14 protein-coding genes are annotated in these 12708 nt (G+C 73.7%); 11 read left to right on the top strand and 3 right to left on the bottom strand.

All coding sequences use genetic code 11. From position 1 onward, the window contains the following. The 6 genes from SLP03_RS18005 to SLP03_RS18030 all read left to right on the top strand — a co-directional run. Nucleotides 1–756: M16 family metallopeptidase (locus tag SLP03_RS18005; protein WP_319461761.1), on the top strand; the 756-nt coding region annotated here is incomplete at its 5' end. Further along, nucleotides 753–2099: a M16 family metallopeptidase gene (locus SLP03_RS18010; protein ID WP_319461762.1), complete on the top strand. Its 1347-nt coding sequence runs from the start codon at nucleotides 753–755 to the stop codon at nucleotides 2097–2099. The genes SLP03_RS18005 and SLP03_RS18010, both read left to right, overlap by 4 nt. A gap of 81 nt (nucleotides 2100–2180) precedes the next feature. Then, nucleotides 2181–3206: an aspartate-semialdehyde dehydrogenase gene (locus SLP03_RS18015; RefSeq protein WP_319461763.1), complete on the top strand. Its 1026-nt coding sequence runs from the start codon at nucleotides 2181–2183 to the stop codon at nucleotides 3204–3206. Nucleotides 3207–3379: 173 nt separating this feature from the next. Beyond that, nucleotides 3380–3820 (top strand): PPOX class F420-dependent oxidoreductase, encoded by a 441-nt coding sequence (locus SLP03_RS18020; RefSeq protein WP_319461764.1) that lies wholly within the window; start codon nucleotides 3380–3382, stop codon nucleotides 3818–3820. 143 nt (nucleotides 3821–3963) lie between these two features. Continuing rightward, nucleotides 3964–4719, top strand: a complete 756-nt coding sequence (locus SLP03_RS18025) for a TMEM175 family protein (protein ID WP_319461765.1) — start codon at nucleotides 3964–3966, stop codon at nucleotides 4717–4719. Further along, nucleotides 4716–5132, top strand: coding sequence for a CBS domain-containing protein (locus tag SLP03_RS18030; RefSeq protein WP_319461766.1), 417 nt, complete (start codon nucleotides 4716–4718; stop codon nucleotides 5130–5132). Before SLP03_RS18025 ends, SLP03_RS18030 begins: the two co-directional genes overlap by 4 nt. An 88-nt stretch (nucleotides 5133–5220) precedes the next feature. Here the strand turns inward: SLP03_RS18030 and SLP03_RS18035 are convergent, their stop codons facing one another. Continuing rightward, a complete protein-coding gene (locus SLP03_RS18035) occupies nucleotides 5221–6333 on the bottom strand; it encodes a DNA glycosylase AlkZ-like family protein (RefSeq protein ID WP_319461767.1) in 1113 nt (370 codons plus the stop codon). A gap of 153 nt (nucleotides 6334–6486) precedes the next feature. On the opposite strand from SLP03_RS18035, the gene SLP03_RS18040 reads away from it, so the two are divergent. Together SLP03_RS18040 and SLP03_RS18045 are read left to right on the top strand one after the other, a co-directional pair. Further along, complete coding sequence (locus tag SLP03_RS18040; protein WP_319461768.1) at nucleotides 6487–6858, top strand: SCP2 sterol-binding domain-containing protein; 372 nt, start codon at nucleotides 6487–6489, stop codon at nucleotides 6856–6858. Continuing rightward, on the top strand, nucleotides 6858–8921 hold the full coding sequence (locus SLP03_RS18045; RefSeq protein ID WP_319461769.1) for a glycogen debranching N-terminal domain-containing protein: 2064 nt from the start codon (nucleotides 6858–6860) through the stop codon (nucleotides 8919–8921). The genes SLP03_RS18040 and SLP03_RS18045 overlap by 1 nt, the downstream gene beginning before the upstream one ends. Nucleotides 8922–8969: 48 nt before the next feature. Here SLP03_RS18045 and SLP03_RS18050 read toward each other — a convergent pair whose 3' ends face one another. Then, complete coding sequence (locus tag SLP03_RS18050; RefSeq protein ID WP_319461770.1) at nucleotides 8970–9362, bottom strand: VOC family protein; 393 nt, start codon at nucleotides 9360–9362, stop codon at nucleotides 8970–8972. Nucleotides 9363–9380: 18 nt separating this feature from the next. Beyond that, a complete protein-coding gene (locus tag SLP03_RS18055) occupies nucleotides 9381–10028 on the bottom strand; it encodes an alpha/beta hydrolase (RefSeq protein WP_319461771.1) in 648 nt (215 codons plus the stop codon). Nucleotides 10029–10161: 133 nt separating this feature from the next. Between SLP03_RS18055 and SLP03_RS18060 the strand changes: the two genes are divergently transcribed. From SLP03_RS18060 to SLP03_RS18070, 3 genes are all read left to right on the top strand, one after another. Then, nucleotides 10162–10911 (top strand): lysophospholipid acyltransferase family protein, encoded by a 750-nt coding sequence (locus SLP03_RS18060; RefSeq protein ID WP_319461772.1) that lies wholly within the window; start codon nucleotides 10162–10164, stop codon nucleotides 10909–10911. 85 nt (nucleotides 10912–10996) lie between these two features. Beyond that, on the top strand, nucleotides 10997–11599 hold the full coding sequence (locus SLP03_RS18065; protein ID WP_319461773.1) for an isochorismatase family protein: 603 nt from the start codon (nucleotides 10997–10999) through the stop codon (nucleotides 11597–11599). Between the two features lie 3 nt (nucleotides 11600–11602). After that, a complete protein-coding gene (locus SLP03_RS18070; protein ID WP_319461774.1) occupies nucleotides 11603–12535 on the top strand; it encodes a GlxA family transcriptional regulator in 933 nt (310 codons plus the stop codon). The last annotated feature ends 173 nt before the right edge of the window (nucleotides 12536–12708 follow it).

The raw sequence follows: 12708 nt of genomic DNA on the forward strand, positions 1-12708 counted from the left end.
CTGGCCACCTTCCAGGCCTTCCACACCATGTACTACGCGCCGAACAACGCGGTGCTCACCGTGGTGGGGGACGCCGCCGCGGCCGAGGTCTTCGCGCTGGCCGACAAGTACTTCGGCGCGATCCCGGTCGGCGACGACGTCCCGGCCGCGCCGGACGGGCGTACCGTGCCCGCGCTCGGGCGGCCGGCGGTGGAGACGGTGGTCGCCGACGTGCCCGCGCCGCGCGTCTACGTCGCGCACCGCACCCACTCGTTCGGCACCCCCGGGTACGACGTGACCACGGTGCTCGCCACCGTCCTCGGCAGCGGGCGCGGCAGCCGGCTCTACCAGCGCCTCGCCGACGGTGAGCGGATCGCCCAGCCGGACCTGGTCGGCGCGTACGCGGTGGACCTGGCGCACGCGCCGGCCCCGCTCATCGTCACCGCCACCGCCCGCCCCGGGGTGACCGCCGAACGGTTGGCCGCCGGGCTGGCCGAGGTGGTGGACGAGCTGGCCACCGTGCCGGTGACCGCGGCCGAACTGGACCGGGCCAAGGCGCTCCTGAGCACCATGTGGTGGCGGCAGATGTCCACCGTGGACGGCCGGGCCGACACCCTCGGCCGGTACGCCACCCAGTTCGTCGACCCGGCGAAGGCCGGCGAGCGGCTGCCTGCCTGGCTCGCGGTCACCGCCGAGCAGATCGCCGAACAGGCCGTCGAGCTGCTCCGGGCCGACGACCGGGTGACCCTGACCTACCTGCCCGAGGAGACCTCATGACGCTGATCGCCGACCGTCCCGGCCCGGGCGCCGCCCGCCCGTACCGGTTCCCGCAGGTGGTCCGCCGTGCCGTCGCCGGCGGGCAGGTCGTCGCCGCGCACCTGCCCGGGCAGAACCTCGCCGTCGCGCTGCTGCTGCTCGACGCGGGTGCCGGGCGGGAGCCGGTCGGCAAGGACGGCGTCGGCGGGGTGCTCGCCAAGGCACTGGAGGAGGGGACCGCGCAGCGGGACGCCACCTCGTACGCGCTGGCGATCGAGGCGCTCGGCACCGAGCTGGTGACCGGGCTGGACTGGGACACCTTCCAGGTCAGCGTGCAGGTGCCGGTCGAGCGGCTGAGCGCCGCCGTGGCACTGCTCGCCGAGGCCGTGCGGACGCCCCGGCTCGACCCGGCCGACGTGCGGCGGGTCCGCGACGACGAGGCGACCGCGCTGCGGATGGACTGGGCCAACCCGGGTCCGCGGGCGGACGCCGCGCTCCGCGCCGACCTGTTCGGCGCCGACAAGCGGTGGGGCCGGCCGATGTACGGCGACCCGGAGACGGTGGCCGGGCTCGACGTGGACGACGTGACGGTCTTCCACTCCGAGTGGTTCATCCGCCCCGGGACGCTGATCGTCGCCGGTGACCTGGAGCGGATCGACCTGGACGCGCTGGCCGCGGCGGCGTTCGCCGGCGCCGGCGGCGGGCCGGTGGAGAAGGGCGGCCCGATCGAGGTGCCGTTGCACGACCGCCGGCGGATCATCCTGGTGGACCGGCCCGGCTCGGTGCAGTCCACGCTCCGGCTCGGCCACCCGTCCCCGCACCGCGCCCACCCGGATCACGTGCCGGTGACGCTCGCCGGCACCGTGCTCGGCGGGGCGTTCACCTCCCGGCTCAACCACCTGATCCGCGAGGTGCGCGGCTACACGTACGGTATCCGGGGCGACTTCGCCTCGTCCCGCCGGTTCGGCCGGTTCGCGGTCAGCTCCGGGGTGCAGACCGCGGTGACCGCGCCCGCGCTGGTCGAGGCGGTCGGCGAGATCACCCGTACCCAGGTGACCGGGGTGACCGAGGACGAGCTGGCGGTGGCCCGCTCCTGGCGGGCCGGCCAGCTCTCGGTCGAGCTGCAGAGCCCTCGGGCGATCGCCGCCGCGTTGACCACGCTGGTGGTGCACGACCTGCCGGACGACTACCACGCCCGGCTGCGGGAGTCGCTGCTCGCCGCCGACGTCGCACAGGTCTCCGCGGCGGCCGCGGCGCACCTGCACCCGGAGTCGCTCACCCTGGTCGTGGAGGGCGACGCGGCAATCGTCCGGGACGAGCTGGTCGCCGCCGGCCTGGGTGAGGTGGTCGACCACACCGGCTGACCGGCGGTGTGACGGCGGTCGCGGCCCGGGCGGTGGGAAAGTGTTCCCCGCCCGGCCGGGGACCTGGGTAGCCTCGCGGGCATGAGGATCGGCATTGTGGGGGCCACCGGCCAGGTCGGTGGCGTGATGCGGCAGGTGCTGGCGGAGCGCGAGTTCCCGGCGGAGCAGGTGCGGTTGTTCGCCTCGGCGCGGTCGGCCGGGCGCACCCTGCCCTGGCGGGACGGCGAGGTCACCGTGGAGGACGCGGCCACCGCGGACTACCGCGGGCTGGACATCGTGCTCTTCTCCGCGGGCAAGGGCACCGCGAAGGAGCTGGCCCCCCGGGTCGCCGCGGCCGGCGCCGTCGTCATCGACAACTCCTCTGCCTTCCGGATGGACCCGGAGGTGCCGCTGGTGGTCGCCGAGGTCAACCCGCACGCCGCCGCGAACCGGCCGAAGGGCATCATCGCCAACCCGAACTGCACCACCATGGCCGCGATGCCGGTGCTGCGCCCGCTGCACCAGGAGGCGGAACTGGTCGGCCTCGTCGTCTCGACGTACCAGGCGGTCTCCGGTGCCGGGCTGGCCGGCGTGGCCGAGCTGGACGAGCAGGTCCGCAAGGTCGCCGAGCACGCCAGCGGCCTGGCCTTCGACGGCGCCGCCGTGGAGTTCCCGGCGCCACGGTCCTTCGCCCGACCGATCGCCTTCAACGTGCTGCCGCTCGCCGGCTCGATCGTCGACGACGGCTCGTTCGAGACCGACGAGGAGCAGAAGCTGCGCAACGAGAGCCGCAAGATCCTGGAGATCCCCGGGCTGAAGGTCTCCGGCACCTGCGTCCGGGTGCCGGTCTTCACCGGTCACTCGCTCCAGATCAACGCGCGCTTCGCCCGCCCGATCACCCCGGCCCGCGCCCGCGAGCTGCTCGACGCCGCGCCCGGCGTGGCGCTGTCCGACGTGCCCACCCCGTTGCAGGCCGCCGGCCAGGACCCGACGTACGTCGGGCGGATCCGGTCCGACGAGACCGTCGAGCACGGCCTGGCCCTGTTCTGCTCGAACGACAACCTGCGCAAGGGCGCCGCGCTCAACGCCGTGCAGCTCGCCGAGCTGGTCGCCGCCGAGCGTCGCTGACCCCGCTCAGGCGGCGCGGCCGATGCTCGTCGGGCAGCTGCCTGGTGAGCGCCGGGTGTGGTCGGCGGCTGGTCTGCCGGCCGCACGCCCCGCCGCGGCGGCAATGGCCCGCGCGCGGGCGGTCCATGCGGTGAGATGGGAGGCGGAAGCGACGCATCGACGCGGAGGACACCATGGCGGACGAGAAGACCGAGCGGGCCCTGACCGACCTGATCGCCGGCCGGTGGTTGGGCGTGCTGGCCACCATCAAGCGGGACGGCCGGCCCCAACTGTCCAACGTGGTCTACTCCTTTGACCGGAAGCGGGGCCTGATCCGCGTCTCGGTCACCGATGGCCGGGCCAAGACCGCCAACCTGCGCCGCGACCCCCGGGCGACTTTCCACGTCAGCAGCGACGACGGGTGGGCGTATGCGGTGGCGGAGGCGCGGGCGGAGCTGACCCCGGTGGCCGAGCGGCCGGACGACGCGACCGTGGAGGAGCTGGTCGGGCTCTACCGGGCGGTGCAGGGCGAACACCCGGACTGGGACGACTTCCGGGCCGCCATGGTCGCCGAGCGCCGCCTCGTGCTGCGGCTGCACGTGGAGCGGGTCTACGGCATGCCCCCACGCGGCTGACCACCGGCCGGGTTCCCGCCGCGACCCCACCGCGGTCCGGGCGTGGTAACCACCGGTCCGCACCATCGCGCCGATGACGGGTATACGCGGCTCCTGCGCGCCGCCCCGGCCCCCATTGCCGGTGGTGGGGACGAGGGGAGCCGATGGACGCCGACCCGGAGCGGCGGGACGACGAGGACGCCGAGGTCGCCGGCCTGCGCTCGGACACCGGCCGGGCGATCGGGTTCAGCGACGCCGTCTTCGCCATCATCATCACGCTGCTGGTGCTCGATCTGCGCACCCCGGAGGTGCCGCCGGGTGGGGTGCTGCGTGCCCTGCTGGCCCAGTGGCCCGTCTACGTGGCGTACGTCACGTCGTACCTCCAGGTGGCGGTGAACTGGTTGAACCACAAGGGGACCTTCTACCGGGTCCGCTGCGCCGACCGTGGGCTGCAGTGGGCGAACCTGGGGGTGCTGTTCAGCGTCGCCCTGCTGCCGTTCGTCACCGCGGTGGTCTCCCGCGCCGTGGAGCTGGGCGACCGGTACGACGAGCGGGTCGGGATCGCGCTCTACGGGCTGGTCGGCATGGTGCTCTCGGCGGCCTGGCTGGGGTTGTACCACCACCTCAGCCGATATCGGGACCTCCTTGAACCGCACATCTCGCCCCGGTTCTTCGCCGTCGAGCGGCTGCGGGCCGTACTCGGCATCGTGGCGTTCGCGGTCGCCGGCCTGATCGGCTGGCTGGTCAGCGTGCCGGTGGCGTTGGTGGTCCTGCTCCTGCTGCCACTCTTCTACGGTCTGTCCAGCAACGGCTTCTACGACCTGCGGCGGTGGATGCGCCGCCGGGCGCGGGCGGCGGGCGTTACCGCTCGACGGGGGCGGGTAGACGACCGTGCCGACACCGAGAGGGGAGCACCATGACAACGGTCGGAGAGTTCATGACGACCCGGTTGGTGACGATGGACGGCAGCGACACGCTCACCGCCGCGGCGCAGGAGATGCGCGACAGCGCCATCGGCGACGTGGTGGTGACCGACGGCGACAACGTGGTCGGCATCGTCACGGACCGGGACATCACGGTCCGCGCGGTCGCCGAGAACATGGATCCGAGCTCGACCAGGCTCAACCAGATCACCAGCAAGGACGTGGTCACGGTCAGCCAGTACGACGATGCGGTGGCCGCCGCCGACCTGATGCGGACGTACGCCGTACGCCGGCTGCCGGTGATGGACGACGGCCGTCTGGTCGGGCTGATCTCGATGGGTGACCTCGCCGTCGAGCGGGAACCCCAGTCGGTGCTGGCGGACATCAGCGCCGACGAGCCGAACAACTAACTCGTCCGCCGGGGTGACGCCGGCTCCCGGCTCGGGGGCCGGCGTTCGCGGCTGCCGGGCCCGGACATCCGGCGAAGGCGGACCCGGCTCAGCCCGCTTCGACGGCCACCCGGACCTCGGCCGCACCTCGGGCCGCCCCGACGGTCTCCGCCTCCGCCCCGATCTCCCCGACGACCCGCTTCGGCAGGGGCGCGAAGGGTGTCACGGTCAGCTCCAAGCGCCCCTTGGCGGCCTGCTTGGCCCGCCAGGTGCCGGTGATCTCGCCGTCGACCAGCAGCGCGCCCGGGTTGCCCAGCATCCGCCAGAGCTGCTGCTGGTGGGCCCTCTCCGGGACCAGCAGGGCCCGGTCGCGGGCCTGGAGGTAGGGGTCGCCGGGCGGCAGCAGCCGGACCAGCCGCGCCGGGTCGACCGCCCGGAGCGCGTCGAGCCGGTCCGCCGGCACCCAGGCCGGGCGCCCGTCGACGCGGACCTCCGCCTGTGCGTCCGCCGGCCAGACCCGGCGCAGCTCGGTGGTGCTCGTGCCGAGGAAGGCAGCCACGTCGCCGACCGTGGCCGGGCCGAGCAGCCGCTGGTAGGCCAGGGCCAGCGCGTCGGTGCCGCTCGCCGCGGCGGGGGGCGCCGGGCGCTCGGCCAGCGGCGCGAGCCGCGCGGCCCGCCCGGACACCGCCAGGCGTACGCCGCCGGCCAGGCCGGCCTGCTGGAAGAGCGCGCCGGAGACGTGCCGGGCGCCGCAGGGGCGGCAGTCGTAGCTCAGCGCGGCGGGGATCCGCTCGGTGACCGCCCGGCTCACCTCGCCCCGGTCCATCGGGGCGGTCACCACGGCCCGGAACGCGTCGGCGGCGGCCCGGAACGCGGCCAGCCCCAGCTTCGCCCCCTCCCGGATCTGCCCGGGGAGGCGGCGGGCGGCGTCGGTGTCGCTGAGCGGCCAGAGCGCGGCGGCCAGCGCCGGCAGCTCCGCCCGGCGGTGCAGGTGCGGCGCGCCCCGGAAGGACCAGACCAGCTCCAACCGGTCGTCGTCCAGCCCGACGGTCGCGGGTACGCGGGCGGCCAGCGCCAGCCGGGACGAGCCGTACGGGGTGTCCTGCGCGCCCAGGGCCAGCGCGTCGAGGTCAGCGGGACGCAGCCCGGGACGGTCGAGCTGCTGGGAAGCGACCCGGTACGCCAGCACCCGCTTCCGGTCGATCTCCGGTACGCCCGACACCCGCCCTCCTCGCCCGTCCAGTCGGAGGCTACCTCCGCCCCCCGACACCGCCGCGACGCCGACTCACCCGAACCGGGCGAGATTGACGTCGTACCCGATGGGGACCCCTCCTCGGACGTCGGACGCCGCGGATCGCGGGAGGAGTGGAACCGGATGCTGGACGCGACCACGAGGTTCTTCGAGGACCTGGACCGGCGGGGGTTCGAACCCCTTCTGGAGAAGACCTCCGGAACCCTGCGCTTCGACCTGCACGAAGGGGCGCAGACGACGCACTGGCTGCTCCAGATCGAGCGGGGCAACCTGCAGGTGAGGCAGGAGGACCGGGAGGCCGACACGGTGCTGGGTACCGCGCCGCGGCTCTTCGGTGACCTGGTCACCGGCGGTGAGAACGCCATCGCGGCGCTGCTGCGGGGCGACATGACCGTCTCGGGCGACCTGCGCCTGGTGCTCCAGGTCGAACGGATCTTTCCCGGCCCGCCGAACTCCCGAGGTCCGCGCCACGCCTTTCCGAGGGAGGCCCGCTGATGTCGTCGGCCAACACCGTCCGGATCCTGGACGGCAACACCTTCGTGGTCTCCGAGGACACCGGAGACATCGAGGCCACCCCGAGCGAACCGACGGGGCTCTTCTCCATCGACACCCGGTTCCTCTCCAAGTGGGTGCTGACGGTCAACGGTGAGCGGCTCAACGCGCTCTCCTTCGACGACCTCCAGTACTACGAGGCGCGGTTCTTCCTGGTACCGGGGATGGCGACGCACTACATCGACGCGAAGCTGTCGATCATCCGGGAGCGGGCGGTGGGCGGCAGCTTCCGGGAAACGCTGACCATCCTCAACCACGACGAGAAGGCGGTCGACCTGGAGATCCGGATGGACGCCGACTCCGACTTCGCCGACCTGTTCCAGGTCAAGGACGAGATCCTCAACAAGAAGGGCGAGACCTACGCCGAGGTCGAGCCGGAACGGCTGCGGCTGGGCTACCGACGCGGGAACTTCAAGCGGGAGACGGTCATCAGCTCCTCCGTGCCGGCCCGGTACGACCGGAACGGCTTCGCGTTCAGCGTCCATCTGGAACCCAACGAGCAGTGGAACACCGCGATCGACGTGCTGACGTTCGCGGTCGGCCCGGGCGGCCGCGACCTGCGGCTGGGGCTGCGGGCGCACGGCACCGAGCGGCTGGCCCTCCAGCAGGACCTGGAGGAGTGGATCGCCAGGGCCCCCAAGGTGAACAGCGAGCACGGCCGGGTGGCCCACACGTACCGGCGCAGCCTGATCGACCTGGCGGCGCTGCGCTTCTCGCCGCTCTCGCTCGGCGGCCAGACGCTGCCGGCGGCCGGCCTGCCCTGGTTCATGACCATGTTCGGTCGGGACAGCATCCTGACCTGCCTCCAGGCGCTGCCGTTCGCCCCGGCCCTGTCGAAGACGACGCTGCGGATCCTGGGCGCCCTGCAGGGCACCCGCTTCGACGACTTCCGCGACGAGGACCCGGGCCGGATCCTGCACGAGATGCGGTACGGCGAGACGGCCGCCTTCGAGGAGCAGCCGCACTCGCCGTACTACGGCTCGGTGGATGCCACTCCGCTGTTCGTGGTGCTGCTCGACGAGTACGAGAAGTGGACCGGCGACGTCGCGCTGGTCAAGGAGCTGGAACGGGAGTGCCGGGCCGCGCTGAAGTGGATCGACGACTACGCCGACCTGGTCGGCAACGGCTACATCTGGTACGAGCGGCGCAACACCGACACCGGCCTGGAGAACCAGTGCTGGAAGGACTCCTGGGACTCGATCTCGTACCGCGACGGGACGCTGCCCCCGTTCCCCCGGGCCACCTGCGAGGTGCAGGGGTACGCGTACGACGCGAAGATGCGGGCCGCCCGGCTGGCCCGGCTGTTCTGGGGCGACCGGGCGTACGCCGACCAGCTGGAACGGGAGGCGGCCGAGCTGAAGCAGCGGTTCAACCGGGACTGGTGGGTGGCCGACGGCGAGTACTACGCCCTCGGTCTCGACCCCACCGGCCGGCAGATGGACGTGCTCAGCTCGAACATGGGCCACCTGCTCTGGAGCGGCATCGTCGACGAGGGACGGGCGGCGAAGATCGCCGAGCACCTGATCGGCCCGCGGCTCTTCTCCGGCTGGGGGGTGCGGACCCTGGCCGAGGGCGAGGTCCGCTACAACCCGATCGGCTACCACAACGGCACGATCTGGCCGTTCGACAACTCGTTCATCGCCTGGGGGCTGCGCCGGTACGGCTTCGCTGAAGAGGCGGCCACCATCGCCAGCGGCATCCTGGACGCGGCCACGTACTTCGACGGGCGGCTGCCCGAGGCGTTCGGCGGCTACCCGCGGGAGCTGACCAAGTTCCCGGTGGAGTATCCGACGGCGTGCCGCCCGCAGGCCTGGTCGACGGGTACCCCGCTGCTGCTGATCCGCACGATGCTCGGGCTGGAGCCGCACGAGGGGCACCTCGCGGTCGACCCGCGGCTGCCGATCGGCATGGGCCGGATCGAGGTACTGGACATCCCGGGCCGGTGGGGCCGGGTGGACGCCTTCGCCCGGGGCCGGATGGACATGCACAATCTGGCCGCCTCCTAGCTGTCCGGTCCTGGCGCCGCCGGCCCGTGCCCCGGCGGCGCCACCTTTTCAGTGCCCCGGCGGCGTCCGGTCTCCGTGTGCCTCGCCGCGAGGGAGCAGGCAGAACTCGTTGCCCTCCGGGTCGGCCAGCACGGTCCAGCGTGGCAGCTCGCGGACCACGGTGGCCCCGGCCTCCAGCACCGCGGCCCGCTCCTCGGCGTCGCCGACCAGGTCCAGGTGGATCCGGCCGGGGGCGGGCAGGGCTTCCACCGGGCTGATCCAGACGTCGGGCCGGTGCCCGGACGGTTCGCGCAGCAGCACCGCCTCGGTCGGCCCGAGCGAGCGGTCGACGAGCCGGACCCGGTCCGCCTCGGCCATGGGCAGCCCGGTGACGGCGCTCCAGAACGGCGCGAGCAGGTACGGGTCGCGGCAGTGGATCACGATCGCGGCGAGGTCGGGCATGCCCTGACGCTAGCCGCGTCAATCGGTGGGCAGGACGCTGTCCAGGAACGCGGCGGTGACCGCCCGGATGTCGGGGCGGTCCAGGTCGAGGGCGTGCCCGCCGTGGGTGATCCAGGTGTGTACCGGGTGCCCCGCGGCGAGCAGCCGCCCGGTGAGCTCGACCGACTGGCCGACCGGCACGGACCCGTCGTCGCGCCCGTGCACCAGCAGCACCGGCACGCCGGAACCGAGGTGCGTGGCGACGGTCGCGTCGACGGTGGTCGGGTCCCCGGCGGCTGGCGGGTGGCCGAGCAGGCCGGCCCACGGATCGTCGTGGGCGCGCAGCCGCCGCCAGTCCGGGTCGAGGGGGTCGACCGGCGGCCAGTACGCCAGCGCGGCCGCCACGTCGCCGGGCCGGTCGACGCCGCGCAGGGCCAGGTGCAGGGCCAGGGTGGCGCCGGCCGAGTCGCCGCCGACCAGCAGCGGCAGCCCGGCGGCCGCCGCCCGGGCCGCCCGCGCTGCCGCCCGTACGTCGTCGAGCTGGGCCGGCCAGTGCGCCTCGTCCACGAAGCGGTAGGTCGCCGCGAGCAACCGCAGCCCGAGCGGGGCCAGCGCAGCGCCGTCCTCGTGGTACCGGCCCCGCCAGCCGCCGCCGTGGATCCAGAGCAGCACCGCGCGTTCGGTCATCCCGCCATCGTGTCCGTTTCCGCCGCCGCTCGCGAGCCGCCTCTGCCGACGGCAGAAGGGCCCGTCCGCCCGGGTGTCCGAGGGGACGCTCCGCCCCTACGGTTCCGTAACCTACGCGGGGTAAAGTTGCCGAATGCCGGAACTCCTGTACCCGCCCGTGATCGCCGCCGCCAAGACCATGTTCCGGGTCCTCGACCTGCGCCTGACCGTGGAGGGCGTTCACCACGTGCCGCGTACGGGTGGCGCGGTCATGGCCAGCAACCACGTCAGCTACCTGGACTTCATCTTCTGCGGCTACGGCGCGCACGAGTCCGGGCGGCTGGTCCGGTTCATGGCCAAGCACGACGTCTTCGCGCACAAGGTCTCCGGGCCGCTGATGCGCGGCATGAAGCACATCCCGGTGAACCGGGCGGCCGGTGCCGGGTCGTACAACACCGCGGTGGAGGCGCTGCGGCGCGGCGAGGTGGTCGGCGTCTTCCCGGAGGCCACGATCAGCCGGTCGTTCCGGGTCAAGGAGCTCAAGAACGGGGCCGCCCGGATGTCGCAGGAGGCCGGCGTGCCGCTGCTCCCGGTCGCGCTCTGGGGCACCCAGCGCCTCTGGACCAAGGGTCGGCCGCGCACCCTGACCCGCCGGCACACCCCGATCACCATCCTGATCGGCGAGCCGATGGACCCGGCCGCGTACCCGGACGTCAACACCATGACGGCGGAGCTGAAGAGCCGGCTGAGCGCGCTGGTGGACCGCGCTCAGCAGGAGTATCCGGACGCCCCGGCCGGCGCCGACGACAGCTGGTGGCAGCCGCTGCACCTCGGTGGCAGCGCGCCGACCCTCGACGAGGCCGCCGAGCTGGACCGCCGGGGCCGCCGCGCCTCCACCGCCTGACCTGCGCCGGCGGTGACCGGATCGTTCCGCATCCGGTCATGATGGTGCCTGCCGCCCGGGCGTCCGCCGGGCCAGGATCGAGCCCATGAACAGAGCCGCACTCGTCGTCATCGACGTCCAGGAGTCGTTCCGCCAGCGCCCGCTGTGGGCGTACGCCTCGCAGCCGGACATCGTCGGTCAGGTCGACCGGCTGGTCGGGGCCGCCCGCCGTCGGGGCGACCTGGTGGTCTGGGTCCTGCACGCCGAGCCCGGCACCGGCACGGATTTCGACCCGGCCCTCGGTCACGTCCGGCTGATCGACGGGCTGTCCCCGGTGGAGGGGGAGCCGACGCTTGTCAAGACCTCGCACAACGCGTTCACCACCACCAACCTGCAGCAGCTGCTCACCCTGGCGGGCGTCCGCGACGTGACGGTCTGCGGCATCCGCACCGAGCAGTGCGTGGAGACCACCACCCGGGTGGGCGCCGACCTGGGCTACGAGATGACTTTCGTGACCGACGCGACGGTCACCTTCCCCATCCCGCACCGCGACCTGCCGGCGGACGCGTCGCCGGAGCAGATCCTCGCCGACCCGCGCACCCTGTCGGTCGGGGACGTCGTCACCCGTACCGAGTACGCCCTCGCCGGCCGGTTCGCCACCATCCGTACCGTCGCTGAGCTGACCGGCATGGTCCCGGCCGGGGCCTGAGCCGTGGCCCGGGTCGTCTTCCTGCTGGTCCCGCAGCTGCACCTGCTGGACCTCGCCGGGCCGGCCCAGGTCTTCTCCAGCGCCGCCGACCTCGGGTACGACTACCGGCTGCACTACGTCGCCGAGGCCGCCGAGGTGCCGACCGTGCAGGGAGTGTCGCTGCGGGCCGACACCGGGTGGCCCGAGCTGGACCGCGACGACCTGGTGGTCGTACCCGGCTGGCGGCCTGCCGCGCACGGGCCGGCGGGGCCGGTCGGGGCAGACGACCTGCGGCGGCTGGCCGACCACCACGTGCGCGGCGGCACGGTGGCGAGTGTCTGCGCGGGGGCCTTCGCGCTCGGCCGGGCCGGCCTGCTCGACGGGCGGCGGTGCACCACCCACCACGAGGTGCAGGACGAGCTGGCCCGGCGGCACCGGGCAGCCCGGGTGGTCCGCGACGTGCTCTACGTGGTCGACGACCGGGTGGTCACCTCGGCCGGCATCGCCAGCGGCATCGACGTGGCGCTGCACCTGGTGGCCACCCGGCACGGTCCGTCGGCGGCGGCCCGGATCGCCCGCACCCTGGTCGTGTACGCCCGGCGCAACGGCCACGAACAGCAGGCCAGCGCGATGATGCGGCACCGCTCGCACCTCTCCGACGCGGTGCACCGGGTGCAGGACCTGATCGACGCCCGCTACTCGGAATCGCTGCCGCTGGCCGGGCTGGCCGCCGCCTGCGGGGTGTCCGAGCGGACCCTGAGCCGGCTGTTCCGGCAGGCCACCGGGCTGACCCCGCTCGGCTACCAGCAACTGCTGCGGGTGGAGCGGGCCGAGCACCTGATCGGGCACGGCGCCACGGTGGAGTCGGCCGCCCGGGCGGTCGGCTTCACCGACGCCCGGATGCTCCGCCGCCTCCGCACCCGCACCACCCGCACCACCCTCCCTCTCGCAAGCTGACCCCGCCCCCTTTGCCGATCTTGGAAGGGTTCGGTCCCTCTGGGAGCCGGTTCCGTCCCAGATCGGCGGGCGGTCCAGGCGGTGGGGTCAGCAGGCGGGGCCGGGGCGGTGGGGGAGAGCCGGCGGGAACCAGCGCGTACCGCCGGGCGGTCGCTGGCCGCGCATTGCCGCGC

The organism is Micromonospora sp. RTP1Z1, assembly GCF_033804685.1.
GTDB lineage: Bacteria > Actinomycetota > Actinomycetes > Mycobacteriales > Micromonosporaceae > Micromonospora.

Coding starts and splice junctions, on each gene's coding strand:
- SLP03_RS18015 (WP_319461763.1), top strand. CDS start 2,181: ATGAGGATCGGCATTGTGGGGGCCACCGGCCAGGTCGGTGGCGTGATG.
- SLP03_RS18010 (WP_319461762.1), top strand. CDS start 753: ATGACGCTGATCGCCGACCGTCCCGGCCCGGGCGCCGCCCGCCCGTAC.
- SLP03_RS18025 (WP_319461765.1), top strand. CDS start 3,964: ATGGACGCCGACCCGGAGCGGCGGGACGACGAGGACGCCGAGGTCGCC.
- SLP03_RS18020 (WP_319461764.1), top strand. CDS start 3,380: ATGGCGGACGAGAAGACCGAGCGGGCCCTGACCGACCTGATCGCCGGC.
- SLP03_RS18030 (WP_319461766.1), top strand. CDS start 4,716: ATGACAACGGTCGGAGAGTTCATGACGACCCGGTTGGTGACGATGGAC.
- SLP03_RS18060 (WP_319461772.1), top strand. CDS start 10,162: ATGCCGGAACTCCTGTACCCGCCCGTGATCGCCGCCGCCAAGACCATG.
- SLP03_RS18045 (WP_319461769.1), top strand. CDS start 6,858: ATGTCGTCGGCCAACACCGTCCGGATCCTGGACGGCAACACCTTCGTG.
- SLP03_RS18055 (WP_319461771.1), bottom strand. CDS start 10,028: ATGACCGAACGCGCGGTGCTGCTCTGGATCCACGGCGGCGGCTGGCGG.
- SLP03_RS18065 (WP_319461773.1), top strand. CDS start 10,997: ATGAACAGAGCCGCACTCGTCGTCATCGACGTCCAGGAGTCGTTCCGC.
- SLP03_RS18040 (WP_319461768.1), top strand. CDS start 6,487: ATGCTGGACGCGACCACGAGGTTCTTCGAGGACCTGGACCGGCGGGGG.
- SLP03_RS18050 (WP_319461770.1), bottom strand. CDS start 9,362: ATGCCCGACCTCGCCGCGATCGTGATCCACTGCCGCGACCCGTACCTG.